The organism is Streptomyces sp. NPDC002324, from assembly GCF_053593335.1.
In genome coordinates this window covers 256,470-276,679 of the sequence record NZ_JBSFCF010000002.1, presented here as the reverse complement: position 1 = coordinate 276,679, position 20,210 = coordinate 256,470, and the positions used below count along the sequence as shown (strand labels likewise).

General features: G+C 70.5%; 21 protein-coding genes. 10 read left to right on the top strand and 11 right to left on the bottom strand.

Going from position 1 to position 20,210, the window contains the following annotated elements; all coding sequences use genetic code 11:
- Positions 1-2: 2 nt before the first annotated feature.
- Together ACWCRJ_RS04245 and ACWCRJ_RS04240 are read right to left on the bottom strand one after the other, a co-directional pair.
- A complete protein-coding gene (locus tag ACWCRJ_RS04245) occupies positions 3-644 on the bottom strand; it encodes a response regulator (protein WP_450937820.1) in 642 nt (213 codons plus the stop codon).
- A 26-nt stretch (positions 645-670) separates the two neighbouring features.
- A complete protein-coding gene (locus ACWCRJ_RS04240; protein WP_450937819.1) occupies positions 671-2,287 on the bottom strand; it encodes an ATP-binding protein in 1,617 nt (538 codons plus the stop codon).
- 375 nt (positions 2,288-2,662) lie between these two features.
- Here ACWCRJ_RS04240 and ACWCRJ_RS04235 point away from each other — a divergent pair, with 375 nt between their 5' ends.
- Positions 2,663-4,294 (top strand): AMP-binding protein, encoded by a 1,632-nt coding sequence (locus ACWCRJ_RS04235; RefSeq protein ID WP_450937818.1) that lies wholly within the window; start codon positions 2,663-2,665, stop codon positions 4,292-4,294.
- 43 nt (positions 4,295-4,337) lie between these two features.
- Here ACWCRJ_RS04235 and ACWCRJ_RS04230 read toward each other — a convergent pair whose 3' ends face one another.
- Together ACWCRJ_RS04230 and ACWCRJ_RS04225 are read right to left on the bottom strand one after the other, a co-directional pair.
- Positions 4,338-5,012, bottom strand: coding sequence for a GntR family transcriptional regulator (locus ACWCRJ_RS04230; RefSeq protein WP_450937817.1), 675 nt, complete (start codon positions 5,010-5,012; stop codon positions 4,338-4,340).
- Between the two features lie 67 nt (positions 5,013-5,079).
- Positions 5,080-5,763, bottom strand: coding sequence for a 4-carboxy-4-hydroxy-2-oxoadipate aldolase/oxaloacetate decarboxylase (locus ACWCRJ_RS04225; protein ID WP_450937816.1), 684 nt, complete (start codon positions 5,761-5,763; stop codon positions 5,080-5,082).
- A gap of 404 nt (positions 5,764-6,167) precedes the next feature.
- Here ACWCRJ_RS04225 and ACWCRJ_RS04220 point away from each other — a divergent pair, with 404 nt between their 5' ends.
- The 9 genes from ACWCRJ_RS04220 (at position 6,168) to ACWCRJ_RS04180 (ending at position 12,454) form a co-directional block, all read left to right on the top strand.
- The gene (locus tag ACWCRJ_RS04220) at positions 6,168-6,917 is read left to right on the top strand and encodes a PIG-L deacetylase family protein (protein ID WP_450937815.1); all 750 of its coding nucleotides are present in this window, start codon (positions 6,168-6,170) and stop codon (positions 6,915-6,917) included.
- A complete protein-coding gene (locus ACWCRJ_RS04215) occupies positions 6,914-7,207 on the top strand; it encodes a hypothetical protein (protein WP_450937814.1) in 294 nt (97 codons plus the stop codon). The genes ACWCRJ_RS04220 and ACWCRJ_RS04215 overlap by 4 nt, the downstream gene beginning before the upstream one ends.
- Positions 7,208-7,329: 122 nt before the next feature.
- On the top strand, positions 7,330-8,364 hold the full coding sequence (locus ACWCRJ_RS04210; protein WP_450937813.1) for a PDR/VanB family oxidoreductase: 1,035 nt from the start codon (positions 7,330-7,332) through the stop codon (positions 8,362-8,364).
- Between the two features lie 63 nt (positions 8,365-8,427).
- Entirely contained in the window at positions 8,428-9,456 is a 1,029-nt protein-coding gene (locus tag ACWCRJ_RS04205) for a Rieske 2Fe-2S domain-containing protein (protein ID WP_450937812.1), read from the top strand.
- Positions 9,453-10,154, top strand: coding sequence for an alpha/beta fold hydrolase (locus ACWCRJ_RS04200; RefSeq protein ID WP_450937811.1), 702 nt, complete (start codon positions 9,453-9,455; stop codon positions 10,152-10,154). Before ACWCRJ_RS04205 ends, ACWCRJ_RS04200 begins: the two co-directional genes overlap by 4 nt.
- A 22-nt stretch (positions 10,155-10,176) precedes the next feature.
- Positions 10,177-10,458, top strand: coding sequence for a muconolactone Delta-isomerase family protein (locus ACWCRJ_RS04195; RefSeq protein ID WP_450937810.1), 282 nt, complete (start codon positions 10,177-10,179; stop codon positions 10,456-10,458).
- Positions 10,455-11,207, top strand: a complete 753-nt coding sequence (locus ACWCRJ_RS04190) for an SDR family NAD(P)-dependent oxidoreductase (RefSeq protein WP_450937809.1) — start codon at positions 10,455-10,457, stop codon at positions 11,205-11,207. The genes ACWCRJ_RS04195 and ACWCRJ_RS04190 overlap by 4 nt, the downstream gene beginning before the upstream one ends.
- Before the next feature lie 43 nt (positions 11,208-11,250).
- Positions 11,251-11,607 (top strand): protocatechuate 3,4-dioxygenase, encoded by a 357-nt coding sequence (locus tag ACWCRJ_RS04185; protein WP_450937808.1) that lies wholly within the window; start codon positions 11,251-11,253, stop codon positions 11,605-11,607.
- Between the two features lies 1 nt (position 11,608).
- The gene (locus tag ACWCRJ_RS04180; RefSeq protein ID WP_450938149.1) at positions 11,609-12,454 is read left to right on the top strand and encodes a class III extradiol dioxygenase subunit beta; all 846 of its coding nucleotides are present in this window, start codon (positions 11,609-11,611) and stop codon (positions 12,452-12,454) included.
- A 31-nt stretch (positions 12,455-12,485) separates the two neighbouring features.
- Here the strand turns inward: ACWCRJ_RS04180 and ACWCRJ_RS04175 are convergent, their stop codons facing one another.
- The 7 genes from ACWCRJ_RS04175 to ACWCRJ_RS04145 all read right to left on the bottom strand — a co-directional run bounded on the left by ACWCRJ_RS04175 (position 12,486) and on the right by ACWCRJ_RS04145 (position 19,880).
- Positions 12,486-12,920: a cytidine deaminase family protein gene (locus ACWCRJ_RS04175; protein WP_450938148.1), complete on the bottom strand. Its 435-nt coding sequence runs from the start codon at positions 12,918-12,920 to the stop codon at positions 12,486-12,488.
- Positions 12,921-13,047: 127 nt separating this feature from the next.
- Positions 13,048-15,633, bottom strand: a complete 2,586-nt coding sequence (locus ACWCRJ_RS04170; RefSeq protein ID WP_450937807.1) for a tryptophanase — start codon at positions 15,631-15,633, stop codon at positions 13,048-13,050.
- Positions 15,634-15,983: 350 nt separating this feature from the next.
- Positions 15,984-17,321, bottom strand: a complete 1,338-nt coding sequence (locus tag ACWCRJ_RS04165; protein ID WP_450937806.1) for a cytochrome P450 — start codon at positions 17,319-17,321, stop codon at positions 15,984-15,986.
- Between the two features lie 13 nt (positions 17,322-17,334).
- The gene (locus ACWCRJ_RS04160; RefSeq protein ID WP_013005331.1) at positions 17,335-17,928 is read right to left on the bottom strand and encodes a GTP-binding protein; all 594 of its coding nucleotides are present in this window, start codon (positions 17,926-17,928) and stop codon (positions 17,335-17,337) included.
- Entirely contained in the window at positions 17,903-18,280 is a 378-nt protein-coding gene (locus tag ACWCRJ_RS04155; protein WP_005475232.1) for a DUF742 domain-containing protein, read from the bottom strand. Before ACWCRJ_RS04155 ends, ACWCRJ_RS04160 begins: the two co-directional genes overlap by 26 nt.
- Complete coding sequence (locus ACWCRJ_RS04150; protein ID WP_005475236.1) at positions 18,277-18,678, bottom strand: roadblock/LC7 domain-containing protein; 402 nt, start codon at positions 18,676-18,678, stop codon at positions 18,277-18,279. Before ACWCRJ_RS04150 ends, ACWCRJ_RS04155 begins: the two co-directional genes overlap by 4 nt.
- Positions 18,675-19,880 carry an ATP-binding protein gene (locus ACWCRJ_RS04145; protein ID WP_450937805.1) on the bottom strand — a complete coding sequence of 402 codons (1,206 nt, stop codon included), beginning with the start codon at positions 19,878-19,880 and terminating at the stop codon, positions 18,675-18,677. The genes ACWCRJ_RS04150 and ACWCRJ_RS04145 overlap by 4 nt, the downstream gene beginning before the upstream one ends.
- Positions 19,881-20,210 lie beyond the last annotated feature (330 nt).

Here is a 20,210-nt window from a genome sequence, read left to right as displayed (position 1 = left end):
ACTCAGCCGCGCGGCGGTACCAGTCCCTGCCGTACGGCGAACAGCGCCGCCTGGGTCCGTGACGTGAGGCGGAGCTTGCGCAGCACATTGCTCACGTGCGTGCGGGCCGTGCGCTCGCTGATGACCAGTTCGTCGGCGATCTGCTGGTTGGACCGTCCCTCGGCGACGAGGACGAGGACATCGCGCTCGCGGCCGGTGAGCGCGCCGAGCCCGGTCGGCGGCGCCACGATCTCCTGGGTGAGCCCCCGGGCCACGGCGGGGTCGAGGAAGACCTCTCCCCGTGCCGCCGCGCGGATCGCGGAGACCACCTCGCCGGCCTCCGCGTCCTTGAGCAGATAGCCCGCGGCCCCCTGGGCGAGGGCGGCGTGGACGCGCTCCATCTCGCCGAAACTGGTGAGCACCACGACCCGTACACCGGGGTGGCGTTCCTTGATCAGCCCGATCGCGGTGGAGCCGTCCATCCTGGGCATGAGCAGGTCGATCAGCACCACGTCCGGCAGCTCGCCGTGGGCCGCCATCGCGTCCAGCCGGGCGAGCGCCTCCTGCCCGTCGGCCGCTTCCGCGGCGGCCTCCATGTCGTCCATGACTTCCAGGTAGGCGCGGATGCCACGGCGTACGACGGCGTGGTCGTCCACGATCAGCACCCGGGTCGGCCGGGGCTCCCCGCTGCTCAGAGCCGCACCGTCAGCCGGGTGTTCGCGGAGTTGTCCGGGTCCTCGGGGGACGGGTCCGGCACCTGTACGGGCAGGGGTACGACCACGCGCACGGTCGTACCCCTCTGGGCGCGCGATCTGATTCTCATGGTGCCACCCCATCGTTCCGCCCTTTCCCGCATGGTCGTCAGTCCGTAGCCCTCGCCGTCTCCCCCCGCACCGACGCTCCGGTCGCCTTCGGGAGGGACCGGGCGCCCGCTCGCGTCCCGCAGTCCGCGGCCGTTGTCGGAGACGCTCGCGGTCAGGGTGTGGCCGTGGACGCCGATGCGGACGGTGGCAAGGGTGGCCTCCGCGTGTTTCACCACGTTGTGGATGGCCTCCGCGACGATCCGGTAGGCGTCCTCGGCGAGTTCGGGGTCGATCGAGTCCAGTCCTCGCCCGAACCGGAGCCGGAAGTCCAGACCGGTCCGGTTCTCGGTGCTCCTGACGAGTGAGTGCACCGTCTCCTCCAGACCGAGGTCGGCGGTGGAGGACGGACGCAGTTCGTGCACCATCGCCCTCAGGTCGGCGAGCACGGTCCGCGAGAGCGTTCCGATCTCGTCCGCGAAGTGCCGGACGGCCTCGGCGGGCACCGGTACGCCGCGCGTCCCGAGTACTCCCACCGCGTTGGCCTGCATGCCGATCGAGAACACCTGCTGGACGATCGAGTCGTGCAGATCACGGGCCAGGCGCTGGCGTTCGTCCTGCCGGGCTCCGTCGCGTTCGCGCTGCAGCAGCGTGGCGTGGTCGACGGCGAGGGCGGCCTGTTCGGCCATGGCGGCGAGGAACTCCAGCGTGCGTGGGCCGACCTCCTGGCCCGGCGCGAAGTAGGCGTTCAGCACGCCTTCGGCGCGGCCGCGCACGGTCAGCGGCACGCTGACGAAGGAGTCCCAGGCCAGTTCGCCGAGGTAGTCGTGCAGCGGTTCCCAGGCAGGGTCGGAGCGGATCTCCGCCCATCGGTGGGGGACGACGATCGGTTCGCGTTCCTTCAGGGTGTCGAGCATGACCAGCCGGGCGCCCCGGTCGCGGCACTCCAGCAGACGGTCGAGGAACGTGTCCGAGCGGCGTAGCCCCGCGGAGCCCATCAGGCGCAGTTCCCGGCCCGTGCTGTCCAGGATCAGGATCTGCACCCCGGCCAGTCCGTCGGTCCGGACGATCTGCCGGGCGACGGCGTCCAGGGTCGAGCCCAGTGATCCCTCGGAGGCCAGGGACACGGAGGTCCGGGCGATGGCCGCGACCCTGCGGTAGCGGTGCCCCTCGTCCGTCACGTCGCGGAACGACACGACCTTCAGGCTCGGGTCGGCCGGCAGGTTGCGGGCCCGGTAGGCGAACTCGCGGCGCGCCCCGGAGCCGGTCACCCAGTGGACCACCTGCTCGTCGGGCTGGTCCTCCAGCAGCCCCGGGCAGGCGGTGGGCTCCTTGGTGAACGCGAACGGAGCGGGGGCACCGACGAGGTCGGTCTCCCGTCGCGCGCCGCACAGCGCGACCGCCGCGGGGTTCAGCCGGACGAAGCGGCCGGCGCGGTCCACCACGGCGAGGCCGTCCGCCGTCGCGGCGGCGACATCGCCCCACTCGACGAGCCGTGCAGCGGACATGGCCTGTCTCCTCATCGGCTGCGTGCGACGGAGCCCACGGGGGCGGGCCCACGGGGGGCGGGGACGCAGGCACCGGCGGAAAGGACTGATGGAGGGGTCGGGATGCGTCCGACGGCAGCATCGTAGCCCGGTGCGCCGACCCCGGTGCTACGTCATTTGACCTGTTCATCGCCTGTCGAAGCGCCTGGTCGGGTTCAGTCATTGATCGCGTTCCCCCTTCGACGGCACCCGCTTAGCCTGGGCATCCACCTCGCCGGATTCCCGCTCTCCCCCCGATGGGATCCGGCGAGGCCCGTGGGACGGGCTCGGCCGCGTGGCCGGTCCGGGCCCGCGCCGCCTGATGTCCGAGCCCCCGAGGACGAGGAGGTCCGAGGAATGGACGTGTCCATCGGCACGATCTGGGAGGCCGTCTCCCGCGCGCTGCCCGATGCCGTCGCCATCACCGAGCCCGGTCGCGAGCTGACCTACCGGGAGTTCGACGATCGTGCGTCTCGGCTGGCCGCCGCGCTGGAGGACGCCGGGGTGCGGGCCGGGGACACGGTGGCCTGCTACCTGTACAACGGCGCCGCGTACCTGGAGACGGTCTTCGCGGCGTTCAAGCTCGGCGCCGTGCCGGCGAACGCCAACTACCGTTACACCGGCGAGGAGTTGTCCGAGCTGCTCACGGACGCGGACGCGGTGGCGCTCGTCTTCGGTGGCGCCCTGGCGGACCGGGTCACGCACGCCGCCGGACACGTACGGACGTTGAAGCTGCTCGTGAGGGTGGGGGATCCGCCCGCCGAAGGCCCGGCCGGGCCCGCGGTGCCCGAGTTGGACGAACTGCTCGCGACGCACGCACCGCGCGAGCGCCGGCCCCGGCCCGGCTCCGACCGGCTCTTCATGTACACCGGCGGCACCACGGGCAAACCGAAGGGTGTGATGTGGCAGCTCGGCGACCTGCTCCACTCCATCCCGATCCTGCGGCGGGCCGGCGTCACCGAACTGCCGAAGTCGCTTACGGAGGCAGCGTCGATCGCGGTCGCCGCCCGTCGCGAAGGCAGAGCGCCGACCACGATGCCGGTCGTCCCTCTGATGCACGCCACCGGTCTGTTCAACACCATGGGCACCCTGCTGGTGGGCGGCCGGGCGGTCATGGCACGGCAGGGAGGACTGGATCCGGTCCACGTCTGGCAGACGCTCGCCGAGCGTCAGGTCGACACACTGCTCGTCGCGGGCAACGCCGTCTGCCGGCCACTCGTCGACGAACTGGTGCGCGCCGAAGGCACCGGCACACCGTACGACCTGCGTTCCCTGCGCACGGTCCTCAGCTCCGGCACCGCGCTCGACGACCGGCTGAAGAAGGCGTTGCACGCACGCGCCGACGTCACGGTCGTCGACGCCATCGCCTCCAGCGAGGGCGGCCCCTTCGCCCTGGCGGTCACCTCGTCGGTACACGAGCTGCCCGCCCGTTTCCATCCGCTGCCCGCGACCAGGGTGATCGGCGAGGGTGACCGTTTCGTCGAGCCCGGCAGCGGTGAGACCGGGATTCTCGCCTACAGCGGGCCCATGCCGCTCGGCTACTACAAGGACACCGGGAAGAGCGCCCGGACGTTCCGCACCATCGACGGGGTGCGGTACGCCATCCCGGGCGATCTCGCGCAGATCGAGGCCGACGGCGCGATCAGGTTCCTCGGGCGCGGCTCGGGTGTGATCAACACCGGTGGGGAGAAGGTGCACCCGCAGGAGGTGGAGGACGTGCTGCTGACGCACCCCGAGGTGACGGACTGCGTCGTCGTCGGTGTCCCCGACGAGACATGGGGCGAGCGGGTGGCGGCTGTCGTGGCGGTCGGACCGGCCGCCACCGCCACCGGTGAGGAACTGCGCGACTGGGTCCGGCGCAGCCTCGCCGGTTACAAGGTCCCCCGGTCCGTCGTGCTGACGGACGCCCTGCCCCGTACGCCGACGGGCAAGCTCGAAATCGCGTGGGCCAGGAGGACGGCCCGGAACGCCGGTCCGGCGGCAGGCTGACGGCCGTTCCATGAGAGCGCCTCCGTGACATGCGGAGGCGCTCTCAGCCCTCCGCGGGTCTGCTCGTCTCCAGGGCCCTCAGCGCCTCGACCACACTGGCGATATGGGCCCGCATGGCGGCCTCGGCCTCCGCGGGGTCACCGGCGGCGATCGCCTCGATGATCCGCTGGTGCTGGGGCAGCGACGCACGGGCCCGGCCGGGCACACGGGAGAGCATGAACCGGTGCCGGACCACCTGGGCCCTCAGTTGCTCGATGAGCCGGTCGGCGGTCTCGTGGCCGGCGATGTCACGTACACAGCGGTGCAGGCGGGCGTTGAGGTCGCTGTACGCCGCCGGTTCGCCGTCGGCCACCGCCTTGGCCATCTCCGCGCCGATCCCGCGCAAACGGTCGGCCCCCGCCGGGCTGATCCGCTCCGCCGCGCGGGCGGCGATCAGCCCTTCCAGCACCATGCGGGCCTCGGTGATCTGGACGGCCTCGGCGAAGGTGATCTCCCGGACGCGGGCGCCGCGGTTGCGCTGAATCTCCACCAGCCCCTCCGCCGCCAGTTGCTGGAACGCCGCCCGCACGCCGGCGCGGCGGACGCCGAACTGTTCGCAGAGATCCGCCTCGACCAGGCGCTGGCGCGGCACGTACTCGCCGCGCAGCACCGCGTCCCGGATCGCACCGGTGACATCGATTCCGACGGGAGTACCGGGAGGAGTTCCGGGAGTGCTCATTGCGCCTGGTCACCATCCACCGTGTGTTCTTGAGGGGGCAATTCCGGCTCGTTCCCGGGGCGAGGGGTCAGTCCTGGTAGGTGACGCCGAGTTCGGCGAGCCGGGCGCGCAGTCCGTAGTGGTCGACGCCCAGCGTCCCGGAACGCAGGATCTCCCGGTTGACGGCTTCCTTCGCGATCCGCTTCTCCGCCAGTTCGGCCGCCTCCTCCGCCTCCGCGCGAGGTACGACGACCACGCCGTCGTCGTCGGCGACGACGACGTCCCCGGGCCGGACGGACACCCCGCCGAGTGTCACGGGTACGTTGACCGAGCCCGGGGACGCCTTCACCGTGCCCTGCGCGGACACGGCCCGGGCCCAGACGTGGAAGCCCATCTCCCGCAGTTCCACGGTGTCGCGCACCCCGGCCGCCGTGACCAGGCCGATGACACCGCGGGCGGCGAGGGACGTCGCCAGCAGTTCGCCGAACATGCCGTCCGTGGACGGGGATGTGGTGGTCACCACGAGGACGTCTCCGGGGCGGCACACCTCGACGGCCGCGTGGATCATCAGGTTGTCCCCGGGGTGCGAGCTGACCGTCACCGCCGGGCCCGCCACCCGCACGTTCTGCTGGTTCGGCTTCAGGTCGGTGCCCGCGAAGCCACGGCGGCCGATGGCCTCGTGGACGGTGGACGCCCCGGCCTCGGCGAGCCGGGCGATGACGTCCGGGGCCGGTCGGTCGATGGTCCTGACGACGACGTGACGGCTGGGCATGTCTCCTCCGGTCTGATCCGGTACTGGTGTCAGGAGATTGCTTGAAGTCAACACTATTGTCAACAAAAACATTCGCGATATGGTGACAACGCGTCGTCGGCTCGTTCCGACCCGCTCGCCTCGTGCCGACGTCGAGCCACCGCGGCCGACTTCGCCGGATGCTCGTCCTCAGGCACGGCATCGCTCCACGGCCGAACCTCGCGCCGCACCACTTGCCGAATCTCTTGCCGCACCACTTGCCGGACCTCGTTCCGCACCTCGTGCCGGATCTGCTTCCGCCAGGTCTGCGGGCACGCGACCCGGCGGCCCGTCACCGGCACACAAGATCGCCGACATCTCGGCACCCGCCGACCGTCCCGCGGACATGTCGGTCCGCCCGGTCCCGTCCGACTCAAGGAGCCCCCATGACCCCCACCGCGCCCCCGCCCTCCGACGACGCCCTGCTGGTGATCAGCGCGCACGCCGGCGACTTCGTCTGGCGAGCAGGCGGCGCCATCGCCCTGGCAGCCGCACGCGGTCAGCGCGCCAAGGTGCTGTGCCTGAGCTTCGGCGAACGCGGCGAGTCCGCCAAAGCCTGGCGGGACGGTCTCCGCCTCGACGAGATCAAGCAACTGCGCCGAACGGAGGCCGCCGGCGCCGCCGCCGCGCTGGGCGCCGAGATCGAGTTCCTGGACGCCGGGGACTACCCCCTGCGGGAGACACCCGAGTTGGTGGACCGCATCGTGCACGTCTACCGGGAGGTGAACCCCGCGGTCGTCCTCACGCACACTCTCACCGACCCCTACAACGGCGACCACCCCGCCGCCGCCCGCATGGCGCTCCAGGCACGCGTGCTCGCTCAGGCGATCGGCTACGACGCGCCCGGAGAGCCTTTGGGCGCTCCCCCGGTGTTCTTCTTCGAACCGCATCAGCCCGAGCAGTGCGACTTCAAGCCGAATGTCCTGCTCGACATCACGAGCGTCTTCGACAGGAAGCGCGAGGCCATGGAGTGCCTGGCCGCCCAGCAGCACATGTGGGACTACTACACCGATCTCGCCAAGCGGCGCGGGGTCCAGCTCAAGCGGAACGCCGGCCCCAACCTGGGCCTTTCGCACGGCACCATGGGCGAGGCCTATGTACGGCTCTACCCCGAGACCACGGGGACGCTGGCATGACCGCGGCCACGCACATCTGGGTGCCCTTCCGCGCCACCTCCCTGTTCGTCGAGTTCGCGCGGGGAGCGGACGCCCCGGACCGCGCCGCCGGTCACCGGGGGCTGCTGACCGACGCCGTCCCGTCGGACGGCGTCACACGGGACGACCGGTACGGCGAGCCTCTGTGGCGGGTCGACGCGGAGCATCTGCACGCCGTGGTGGAAGCCCTGTGGAGCACGGACCAGCCGCTGCACATCCACCTCGACCAGGCACCGTGGCACGGCCGGGAGCCCGGCGAGCGCGACGAATGACGTAGTCGGGCCTGGACCTTCCGCCGTCCGGGTCCGGTCATTAGCGCGACGACCTGCGCATTCCCCGCGACTAGCGTCGAACGTGCCACCGCACCACCGACCGTGCCGAGGAGATGACACGCATGACGAGTCCGTCGACCGCCGCCCTGGACGCGCTCCCGCTCGGGACAGCCGCGGCCACGACGACCCCGGCGCCACGCGACACCGAATTCGACGGCACGGTCACCGTGCTGTCCCGGCAGGCGGTGGCGGACGACGTCACGTCCCTGCTGCTCGCACCGCGCGACGGCGTACCGCTGCCGCGCTGGCAGCCGGGCGCGCACATCGACGTGGTCCTCCCTACGGGCACCGTCCGCCAGTACTCGCTGTGCGGTCCGACGGCCGTCACCGACTGCTGGCGCATCGCGGTGCTGCGGGAGCCCGACGGACGCGGCGGATCGCGGTGGATCCACGACGAGGTCCGCGAGACGGACGAGCTGCGGATACGGGGCCCGCGGAACAACTTCCCCCTGCGGCAGGCGGCGCGGTACCTGTTCGTCGCCGGTGGCATCGGCATCACCCCGCTGCTGCCGATGATCGCCGAGCTCCACGCGGCCGGGGCGGACTGGTCCCTGCTCTACGGGGGCCGGAGCCGGGCGTCCATGGCGTTCCTGTCCGAGCTGGAGGGCTACGGAGAGCGCGTGACCGTATGGCCGCAGGACGAGCACGGCCTGCTCGACCTCGGCGGCCATCTCGGCGAACCCGACCCCTCCGCACTGGTGTACTGCTGCGGTCCGGCCGGGCTGATCGACGCGGTCGAGGCCCACTGCGCCACCTGGCCGGCGGGAGCGCTCAACGTGGAGCGGTTCGCCGCGGCCCCTGGGCCGCACTCGGGTGACGGCGAGGGTGACGAGCCGTTCGAGGTGGAGCTGCGCTCGTCCGGAGTGATGCTCACCGTGCGGCCGGGACAGTCGGTGCTCAGGGCCGTGGAAGCGGCGGGCGCGCCGGTCCTGTCCTCCTGCGAGGAGGGCATCTGCGGCTCCTGCGAGACCGCTGTCCTGGCGGGTGACATCGACCACCGGGACGCCCTGCTCACCGAGGACGAGCGGGCCGCCGGCGACACCATGCTGATCTGCGTCTCCCGCGCCCGCGGCGGCCGCCTCGTCCTGGACCTCTGACCCGGCTTACGGGTCTCGGCCCGCCGCCCGAAGAAGACTTCGAAGAGAAAGGCGTTGCCGTCCATGCTCTCCTCACACGTGCGCAACGGCTGGTACCTGGGAGCCTGGTCCGACGAGATCGGCCGGACGCTCACCCGCCGCTGGATCACGGACATCCCGGTCTGCTTCTACCGGCTGCCCGATGGCGGCGTGACCGCCGTCGAGGACCGCTGCCCGCACCGCAAGTACCCGTTGTCCCTGGGCCACTTGGACGACGAAGGCACCCTCCAGTGCGACTACCACGGGTACCGCTTCGACGCGCAGGGCGTGTGTGTCGGCGTCGCCGAGCAGGCCGACCGGCCCAAGGCCGCCCTGCGCCGCTTCCCCCTGGTGGAGAAGGACGGCGTCATCTGGATCTGGCCCGGCGACCCCGACCTGGCCGACGCGCGCCTGCTGCCGGACACCTCGTGGCTGACCGACCCGCACTGGACCCACGTCCACGGCGTCGTACCGCTGAAGGCTCGCCACCTGCTGCTGGTGGAGAACCTGCTCGACCTCACGCACGAGACCTTCCTGCACCCGACGAGCATCGGCAACGCGGCCGTGGCCGCCACCCCGATCGACGTCACCGTGGACGGTGACCGGGTCGGCTTCAGCCGCCGTATGGTCGGCATCGAGGCCCCGCCCTTCTACGAGAAGTCGTGCGGGCTGACCTCACCGGTGGACCGCTGGCAGGACGGCGAGTTCCACCCGCCCGGCATCTTCATCCTCCACATCCGCGTCGCCGCCACCGGCACCGAGGAACCGGAGGGCTTCCACATGAAGGTGCTGTACGGCATGACACCCGGGCTCGGCAACGAGACCCACGACTTCTACGCCCTGGCCCGCGACTACCTCATCGACGACGAGGAGCTCACCGAGTTCCAGCACAAGCAGCAGCTGGCGGTGATGCAGGAGGACGTGGACGCCCTGGAGGCCCAGGAGTTGATGTACGCCACCGATCCGGGCGGCACCGTCGAGTCCAGCATCCGCTCCGACCTGGCGGCCCTGCGCGGACGCCGGGCCCTGGCGAAGATGCTGGCCCGCGAGCAGCGGGGAAGCGTGCCGGCATGAGCGTCTTCGTCCTCCTGCACGGGGCCTGGCACGGCGGTTGGGTGTGGCAGCGTGTGGCATCGCGGTTGCGCGCCGCCGGGCACGACGTGCACGCCCCCACTCTCACCGGAGTGAGCGACCGCGCCCACCTGCTCGGTCCCCACGTGGGCCTCGCGACGCACGTCCAGGACGTCGTGGCCCTGATCGAGGCCCACGACCTGCGGGACGTCGTGCTCGTCGGGCACAGCTACGCCGGTCAGGTCGTCACCGGTGTCGCCGACCGTGTCCCGGAGCGGTTGGCCGTACGGGTCCACCTCGACGCCTTCGTCGGCGACGACGGGGACGCGGCGATCGACCTGCTGCCCGCCACCGTCGCCGGCCACTACCGGGAGTCCGTGGCCGGACCGGGCTTCGGCTGGCTCATCCCGGTGCGCTCACTGAGCGTTCTGGGTGTGCGGGAACAGTCGGACCTGGACTGGCTCGGCCCCCGCCTCACCCCGCACCCGTGGCTGACGTACACCGAGCCGCTACGGCTCACCGGCAAGGCTGACCACGTGCCCGGTGTCTTCGTCGAATGCACCGACTGGATGCGGGTGTTCACCCCGCACGCCGAGCGCGCCGCCGCCCGGGGCTGGCCGGTCCACGAGATCGCCACCGGTCACGAGGCCATGGTCACCGCTCCCGGTGAACTGGCGGACCTGCTGCTGGATCTGGCCTGAAGCCTCGAAAGGTAGGACCCGCATGGAATTCCTCGTCCGCACCGAGAACACCCTGCCCCCGGACACCCCTGACGACGTCCGCGACAGCCTGCGCAAGGGGGAGCGAGCACGGGCACAGGAACTCCGCGAGGCCGGGATCCTGAAACGGCTGTGGCGGGTACCGGGCCGCAACGCGACCATCGGCCTGTACGAGGCGGCCGACCCGGCGGAACTGCACGACGCCCTGGTGTCCCTGCCGATGTGGAAGTGGATGGACATCACCGTGGAGGCCCTGGCCACCCATCCGCAGGAGAAGTCACCATGACCGCGCGGAGCGCTCGGGTCGCGGTGGTCACGGGCGCGGCGGGTGGGCTCGGCGGACCCCTCGTGCGCCGGCTGGCCGTCGACGGGTTCACCGTCGCCGCCCTGGACATCGCCGAACCGGACGACACGGCGGGGTTCGACGACAGGGCAGGGATCACCGGTGTACGGGCGTGGTGTTGTGACGTCAGCGACCCGGCCGCCACCCGCCGTACCGTCGAGGAGATCGCGGACACCTACGGCGGCGTGGACGTCCTGGTCAACAACGCGGGCCTGCTGTCCGGCCGGAGCGGTCTGCTGGAGGCCACCCCGCGGGAACTGCACCGCTTCTTCGCCGTCAACGCCGTCGGCCCGCTGCTCATGGTGCAGGCGTGCGTGCCGTGGCTGGTCAAGAGCGCACACCGCGGACGGGTGATCAATGTCGCCTCCCGCACCTTCTTCACCGGCTCACCGGGCCAACTCGCCTACGTCGCCAGCAAGGGTGCGCTGATCGGCATGACCCGGGTGATGGCGCGAGAACTAGGCGAGCACGGGATCACCGTCAACGCGGTGGCCCCCGCCCAGGTCGCCACCCCCGGCACCCGGGCCCACTCCGGCGACGAGATCTTCGCCGCGACCATGCGGCAGCAGGCGATCCGGGAGTACGTCACCCCGGAGCACTTCGCGGGACTCGTCTCGTATCTGGCCTCGCCGGACGGGGCCATGGTCACCGGTCAGACGCTCGTCTGCGACGGCGGCGGACTGCTGCGCTGACCGGCCGCCCGGACACGACAGCGGAAGAGGGGAGAGGAAAGCCATGTCCACCCGCACACCCCACGTCACGGGTACCTATGTCTTCGACACCGCCGACAACCGTCGGGGCCGGGCGCTGAACCGGCTCTGCGGCTCGTTGAAGGAGGCCGGCAACCGCGTGCGGTTCAGCGCGGACGAGGGCGCGTACTGCGAGGCGTACGGACTCACCGCCGAGCAACGGGAGGCGGTCCTGGGCCGGGACTGGACGCGGATGCTGGAGCTGGGCGGCTCCATCTTCTACGTCTTCAAGCTCGCGGTACTCGATCAGAAGTCCATGCAGTACCTCGGAGGCGTGTTCACCGGCATGACCACCGAGGAGTTCGCTCAGGCACTGGAAGCGGGAGGGCGGAGCTTTGGCTGAGGTGATATGGGGTCTGGCCACCTCGCACGTGCCGTCGATCGGTGCGGCGATGGACCGCGGAAAGACCGAGGACCCGTACTGGAAACCACTGTTCGACGGGTACGCGCCGGCCCGTGAGTGGATGGCCCGGCACAAGCCGGACGTGGCCGTGGTCGTCTACAACGACCACGCCAACGCCGTCGACCTGTCCGTCACACCGGCCTTCGCGGTCGGCGCGGCGGCCTCGTACGAGGTGGCGGACGAAGGCTGGGGCAGCCGTCCGGTCCCGGCCGTCGTCGGCGCCCCGGAGTTCTCCGACCATCTGATCGAAAGCCTGATCGACTCCTCCTTCGACATCACGGTGTTCCAGGATCTCGCCGTGGACCACGGTCTGACCGTGCCATTGTCGGTGTACTGCCCCGACCCAGGGGAGAGCTGGCCGTGCGCCGTCGTCCCCCTCCTGGTCAACGTCATCCAGTACCCGCAGCCCACGGCGGCACGGTGTCTGGCCCTGGGCAAGGCCCTCGGCGAGGCGATCCGCTCCTACCCCGAGGACCTCAAGGTCGCCGTCTTCGGTACCGGCGGCATGTCCCACCAACTCGCGGGCGCCCGCGCGGGACTGATCAACCAGGACTTCGACCGGATGTACCTCGACGCCATCGAGCACGACCCGGAGAAACTGGCGGCGCTGACCCGGGAGGAGTACATCCGCGAGGCCGGTTCGGAGGGCATCGAGCTCATCATGTGGCTGATCATGCGCGGCGCCCTCGGGCCACGAATCCGCCGTGTGCACGACGCCTATCACGTGCCCGCCTCCAACACGGCGGCCGGGATGGTGCTGTTCGAGAATCGTCCACTGCCGCGATAGCCGGTCCGTGGGTTCCACCGCGGGAAGGGCCCTAGGCGTCGAGCTGGTGGTCGGCCCAGACGTAGCTGTCCGGCAGCAGGTCGGTGATGGGCACAGTGCGGGCGTGGTCGCCCGTGCCGACGATGACCCTGAGTTCGGGGAAGTAGTCGAGGAGGACCTGGCGGCATCGGCCGCAGGGCGGTACGACTCCCCGGTTCCGGTCGCCCACGGCGACGACGGTGTCCAGTTCGTAGGCTCCCTGGGCGGCCGCCGCGCCGATGAGGACCAGTTCGGCGCAGGGGCCTCCGGTGAAGTGGTAGGCGTTCACGGCGGTGATGATGCGGCCGTCCCGGGCGCGGGCAGCGGCTGCCATGGTGTGGTTGTCGCCCCGGCAGCGGGTGCGCGCGGTGTCGGTCGCGGCCCGGACGAGTTCGTGGTCGACGGGGTGCGTGCGGGTCGTTGTCTTCGTCGTCTTCGCCATCGTCATCGTCTTCGTCGTCTTCGTCTCGGCTTGGTTCGTCTTGGTGTTCGTCTTGGGGGCGTCGCCGCGCACGACGCCCCGGCGGAGGGTGGGGTCGCTCCGTCGGGGCGTCGATGTCACCTGGCCGGAGTTGTCAGCCGGTCACCGGCTGCAGTTTGGCGCGGAAGTGCCGCAGGATCGGGGACTGCTCCACGATGCGGTAGCCGTGGACGGATTCCCCGTTCTTGACGATCTGTTCCAGGGTCCGGCCGACGTGGTCGTAGTGGCTGCGGGTGTAGACGCGGCGTGGGAGTGCCAGACGGACCAGTTCGTACGGTGCGCTCTTGGTGGGGTTGCCGTCCTCGTCCTCCTCGCCGAGGTAGAGGGAGCCGAGTTCGGCCGAGCGGATGCCGCCTTCGAGGTAGAGACGGCAGGCGAGCGCGTGGCCCGGGTAGTGGTGGGGCGGTATGTGCGGGAGCAGGCGTCCGGCGTTGAGGTAGAGGGCGTGCAGGCCCGGGGGTTCGAGGATGTCGACGCCGGCCGAGCGGACGCGGTCGGCGAGGTGGGAGGCGACGTCGGCGCGTTCGGCGAGGTAGGCGGGTTCGGTCACCTCCAGCAGGCCGGTGGCCATCATGTCGAGGTCGCGGCCGGCGAGCCCGCCGTAGGTGGCGAAGCCCTCGGTGGCGATGAGGAGGCGTTCGCACTTCTCGGCGAGTTCGGGGTCGTTGAGGCCGATGAAGCCGCCGATGTGGACGATGCCGTCCTTCTTGGCGCTCATGACGCAGCCGTCGGCGAGACGGAACGCCTCCTCGGCGACCTGGCGGGGTGTGCGGTCGCGGTAGCCCTCTTCGTGGCGGGTGACGAGCCAGGCGTTCTCGGCGAACCTGGCGGCGTCCAGGATCAGGGGGACGCCGTGGCGGCGGCAGATCTCGGCGGTCTGCTTGAGGTTCTCCATGGAGACGGGCTGGCCGCCGCCTCCGTTGTTGGTGATCGTCATGATCACCACGCGGACGCGGGAGCCGTCCGGTCCTTCGAGTGTGGAGCGGAGCTTGTCGAGGTCGATGTTGCCCTTGAAAGGGCGTTCGCTGTCGAGGTCACGGGCCTCGGCGCACGGGATGTCATGGGCCTGACATCCAGAGAGTTCAACGTTCGCCCGGGTGGTGTCGAAGTGGGTGTTGGCCAGGACGATGCCGCCGGGTTCGAGAAGCGTGTTGAACAGGATGCGTTCGGCGGCACGCCCCTGGTGGGCCGGAAGAATGTGCCGGTAGCCGGTCAGTTCGGTCACGGTCTCGTGGAAGCGGTAGAAGGAGCGTGAGCCCGCGTAGGACTCGTCGCCCTCCATGCCCGCGGCGAGCTGGGCGGCGGAGATGGCGCCGGTGCCCGAGTCGCTGAGCAGGTCGATGGTCACCTCCTCGGCGCGCAGGTCGAAGAGGTTGTAGTGCACCCGCTCCAGCGCCGCCTCGCGCTGTTGCCGGGTGGTGAGCGCGATGGGCTCGACGACCTTGATGCGGTAGGGCTCCATGCTGATCCTTGCTCCTGACGTACTGCTGAATGCCTGGTCGTTGCCGTGCCGGGGGCCGGACTCGTGCCGTCCGGGGGACGGTGTGGTGCGGTCGGCCGAGGGAGTGTTCGGGGGCCGGACCTCATAGGCCTCCGACGAGATGTACGTGGTCACCCGGGGCGGCTGGTGCTGCTCGTGGGCCAGCGCCACGTAGGCGATGAGTCCGGCGCCGTCCCGGAGGGGCCGGGGGGTGACGGCGGCCAATGACCGGGCGAGGGTGTCGGTGCCGAGCCCGTGGCGGCCGAGGACGGTTCCGGCCCGGCGCAGTGCCTGCGCGTCGTCCCGGGCGTAGTCCCTGACCGGGACGTGGAGGGTGAAGCCGGTGGGGCCGCCGGTCGTCCGGGTGAAGGAGTGGCAGGTCAGGACGGGCCGCCGGTCGAACCGGGCCTCCGCGACCGAGGATCGCCCCGCTCCGTCGTCGAAGCCGCCCGCCGTGCGGAGGAACTCCTCCAGCGTCGCGCCGTCGGGACCGGAGTCCATCCGGCACAGGCCGCCGGCGGCCGTCACCGGCAGTCCGTGGTGGGTGGCGTAGATCTTCACCCGGGGCGCCGTCCAGTCCCCCAGGTCGAGGGCGAAGAACGGGTAGCCGTCGGCCGGGGGCAGCGCGTCGAAGGCGTGCCGGTGGCCGAGCCGGTCCAGCGCTTCCCGGATCGTCCCGGCGGCTCTCGTCGCGCCGGACGCCGCCGGGTTCAGGTACACCTTCATCCTGGGGACGCCGCCGGGGCGCAGCTCCAGGGCGATCCACAGGGCCAGCGGGCCGTGCGGGTCGCCGGGCAGGAACAGGTCCTCCAGGGCGTCGAGTTGTGCGGTGCCGAAGCCCCAGCGTCGTGCCATGGAACGGACGACGCGCAGACCGGTGCGCCCGTCCTCGCGAAGGGTGCCGGCGCCGCATCCCGGCTCCAGCAGCACCCGCAGCCTGGGGGGCGCGTCCGGTGCGAAGGAGAGCGAGAACTCCACGGGGGTGGAGTCGTCGGACAGGAAGCTCCGGGAGGGGGGCGGCAGGTCCAGCGACCGCTCGGCCGCCGCTCCGAGGGAGTCGGTCAGTACGTGCGCATAGGTGTCCGCCTCGGACGGTCCGAGCCCGGACGCCTGGCACAGCCGCCGCAGTTGGCCCGTCACGAGGTCGCCGAGCGTCCGTTCTTCGCGGGTCCCTCCGGTGCCGGACCCGTGGGCGCTCACCGGTGCTCCCGCCGCTGCTCGGAGTGGGGGGACGGTGCCGGGGACGCAGGTTTCTCCCGGCCGGCGGCCGGGGGGTGGGAGGAGACGCAAAGATACCCGCCGACCTCGGCGGGTATCTCGTCTCGTGGCGACCGGTGGCGGATCTCGCCCTTCGTGGCCTCCACGGGGGTTAATGCGGTGTGCAGTCTGGAGCGGCGGTACATGTCCGGATGTCGAGCAGCAGCGGCGCCGGTGGATATGTGGTCCACGACACCTCCCTTTGTTCGTTGGTCACCACGAATTGCCGCCGCGTTACTACCCCTTTGGTTGAAAGCTCATGCAGTGCCTTCCGTCACAGGCGATTGCGGGTGTCACCCCTTCAACCAGGACAGGAAGGAGCCCCACACCCCTCGCTCGGCCTTCCGGCCCGCGGGGGCGCTGTCGCCTCGTGCGGTCGTCTCCGCGCGGGGCGGGGCCGGGCGCTGCATCACCTGCGGGGTGAAGCGGCAGGGAAGCGCGGCGAGCGCGCGGTGGAAGGGGCCGGGTCGCCAGGTGAGGCTGTCCTCGGGCACCGCGAGTTCGATGTCGTGCAGGCGGTTGAGCAGGTTCTCGATGGCCACCATGGTGACGAGGCGGGCGAGTTCCTTGGAGGGGCAGGCGTGCGGGCCCGCGCTCCAGGACAGATGTGCGCGCCGGCCGCCGGTCTGACGGGCCGTTGCGAGCGCCGGGTCGGTGTTGGCCGCCGTCATGCTGACGAGGACGAGATCGCCGGCCCGCATCTTCGTGCCGCCGAACTCCAGGTCGATGGCGGGGTAGTGGGGCGCGTAGTTCGCCATGGGCGGGTTCTCCCACAGCGTGTCGTCGATGGCCTCCTCGATGAGGCCGCCGTCGGCGTACCGGTCGTGCAGGAGCAGCCGGTGCAGGGTGTTGCCGATGAGGTTGCGCAGCGGTTCGGCGCCCGCGCCGAGGAGCAGGATCAGCTGGTGGACGAGTTCCTCGTCGGTCAGCCGTGCCTCGTGCCGCATCAGGTAGGAGGTGACGTCGTCGGCGGGCCTGGCGCGCTTGAGGGCGACCAGTTCGAACACGGCCTGTCCCAGTACGGCGTTGGCCTTCTCGGCGTTGACGCCCTCGAAGACGCCGGAGATGCCGAAGACGACCCGGTCGCCGATGTCCGCCGGGCAGCCGAACAGCTCGTTGAACACGAGCAGCGGCAGCTGCTTGACGTAGTCGTTCATCAGGTCGATGGAGCCGCGGGCGGAGACCTGGGCCAGGAGGTAGTCGGAGGCCCGCTTGGTCATGTCGCTGATACGGCGGGAGTCGACCTTGGCCAGGCTGTCGGTGATGGCCTGGCGGAGCCGGGCGTGTTCGGCGCCGTCGGTGAACATGGCGTTGGGGCGGTACCCCAGCATGGGGACGACGGGGCTGTCCGGGCCGATCTTGCCTTCGGCGACGTCCCGCCAACGGCGCGCGTCCTTGCGGAAGTTGCCGGAGTCCTGGAGGAGCCTCAGCGCGGTCGCGTGGTCGGTGACGAGGGTGGCGTCGACGCCGGGCGCGATCTCGACCGGTGCGGTCTGCCCGTAGTGCCGCATGTAGGCGTAGTACGCCTGCGGGTCGGCGGCGTACTCCGGGCCGTACAGCGGGACCCGCATCCCGCTGTCGTGGGCCGGGCAGCCGGGCGGGGGTGCGGGGAAGGTGGAATCGGAGGTCATGTCTGCTCTGCTCCTAACGGGCGCGGTCCATCAAGTAGCGGACGAGCGTGATCAGTGCTTCGGCCGACGACCGCTCGTCCCGCGCGTCGCAGGTGACGATGGGGGTGTCGTCGAGCAGATCGAGCGCTTCGCGCAGTGCCCTGGCGTCACGTATGGACGTGCCGTCGAAATGGTTGACCGCGATCGCGTAGTCGAGTCCGTACTGCTCGATCAGGTCGATCACGGCGAACGAGTCGGCCAGCCGCTCGGGGTCGACGAGCACGAGCGCCCCGAGGGCGCCGCGTGCCATGTCCTCCCACATCTGTACGAAGCGCTGCTGGCCGGGTGTGCCGAAGAGGTACAGCACGACACGGTCGCTGACGGTGAGGCGGCCGAAGTCCATGGCGACCGTGGTGGTGGTCTTGCCCTGGACGCCCTTGAGGTCGTCGATCGCCTCGCCGGCCTGGGTCATCGTCTCCTCGGTGGAGAGCGGCGAGATCTCGGAGATCGATCCGATGAACGTGGTCTTGCCCACCGCGAAGTGCCCGACGACCAGGATCTTCACGGCGGTCTGCGTCTCTCCGCCGGGAACGTAGGCCCGCTCATCCAAACTTGGACTGGAGACCATGGAGCACCTCCTCGAGGATCTGCAGGTTGGCGACGGGCGCACGGGTCGCCGGCGGGCGGGTGACGAGGTAGCCCGCCTCGGAGAGGGCGGCCAGCAGGATCTTCACGACCCCCACCGGCAGGTGCAGGTGTCCGGAGATCTCGGCGACGGAGAGGTAACCGCCGACGCACATCCCCAGCAGGTTCTGCTCCTCGGGTGAGAGGCGGGCAGGCCGCTGCTGCTGGTCGACGACCGCCGTGACCAGCGTGATGAGGGAGAACTGGCTCTCCCCGGGAAGGCTGCGCCCACCGGTGATGACGTACGGGCGTACTAATTCGGCGGCTTCGTGCTCGTGCCTGTCGGAATCGGTCATGGCCGTACCACGCTGCTCTCCCGGGGCGGGGCGGTCATGACCTTGCCCAGTTGTCCGACGAGTTGCTGCATGCGGAAGGTGATGTCGGCCATGTCGACGTCGGAGGAGGCCGACACGGCGAGGTAGGCGCCGTCGCCGGCGGAGATGAGGAAGATCCAGCCGCCGTCGAACTCCACGAGGGTCTGCTGCCAGCGCAGGTCCGAGCGGGAGCAGAAGAACGCCAGGGACCGGCTGAGCGACTGCATGCCGCTCATCGCGGCGGCGGCCTTGTCGGCGTCGTCCTTGTCCACGTCCTTCGAGCGTGCCCTCAGCAGCCCGTCGGAGGAGACCAGAACCGCGTGGAGGGCTCCGGGGATCTCCAAGGCGCTGTCAAGCATCCAGGAAAGATCGTTGTTCATTGAACCTCGTGCCCTTCGCTGCTCGCGTCACGGGTTCCGCCCGGCCGCTCCCCCTCCGGATGTGTGGCGCGGCCGGCGTCCGTGCCCTGCTTGAAGGCGGCCATGATGGCTGCCGTCTCCTCACTGCGGCGCTTGGGGGCGGCCGGGGCGGCGGACGGGCCGGTCGAGACCAGGGCCATCGGCCGCTTGCGCCGCCGCTTGGGCAGGCCGTCCTCGGTCGTGCCGAGGGGCAGCGCGGGCTCGGGGGCCGGCTCGTACGCCGAGGGGCGCGTCTCGACGACCGACGGCTCCTCCCTCGGCGCGGCCGGCTCCACCGACGCGGCCGGCTGCTTGGGCACCGGCATGTCGGTGAGCAGGTCGTCGGGCAGCAGCACGACCGCCCGCACGCCTCCGTAGGGGGAGGTGGAGTCCACCGACACGGTGAAGCCGAACCGCTCGCAGAGCACGCCGATCACCGCGAAGCCGAACTGCGGAGGGTTGCCCAGTCCGGAGACGCCCGTGGCCCGCTCGCTCGTCAGGAGCTTCTCGGCCCTGGCCTTCTCCTCCTCGTTCATGCCGACACCGGCGTCGTCGACGATGATGCAGACGCCCTTGGGCACGGAGCGGACGTTGATCTCGACCACGGTGTCCGGGCTGGAGTAGCTGGTCGCGTTGTCGAGCAGTTCCGCGAGGGCCAGTGCCACCGGTTCGACGGCCCGGCTGGTGACGCCGAAGTCGACCTTGGACAGGATGTGCGCCCGCTGGAAGTGGCGGATCCTGCCCTGGGCGCTGCGGACCACGTCGTAGACCGAGGCCACGTCGCGGTGTCGGCCGAGCCAGCCCTCGCACAGGACGGCGATGGACTGGGCCCGCCGGCCGAACTGCGCGTTCATGTGGTCGATCTCCAGAAGGTCCTGGAGCATGACGGAGTCACCGTACTTGCGCTGCAGTCCGGAGATGATGCGCTGCTGTTCGGCGGCGAGGCCCTGCAGGGTCCTCATGGCGGACTTCAGCGCGGTCCTCGTCTCGCCTTCGGCTTCCTGCTGGGCCGTGCGGACGGACTCCGTGTATTGGCTCTCCAGCTCACCGTAGTGGTTCTTGAGCCCTGCGATCTCCTGCCGTAATGTCCGCGCCGCCCGTCGCTGACGAACGATGAGGGTGGCGGCGACAAGGGTTACGACAAGGAGTGCCCACAGCGCCGAATTTTGTATGTATTGCGTCATGAGACCCTCTTCAGGCGGCCGATAGCCAGCTACTGAATTCCTGTCAATTCACACGTACCGAAGGTCAGCCATTCCAGGGTTGCTACGAGGAATTCACCAAGGACGACGGATGCTCCTTTTGCACCCATCCGTCCACTCGGTAAGTGCTGTGATCGTATCATCACTCAAGCTGATGACGAGGCGTCAACCAGGGCAGTTGTCCCGGCAGTTGAGCCGAACCGGAATGTGTTGAACACGGGCACAAGCCGCATTGCCGCAGACGACTGCCTTACACCCGGGCGGCGTTGACTCGTGTAGTCGTCCACCGGCCGCATGCCGGGCCGCAGTTGA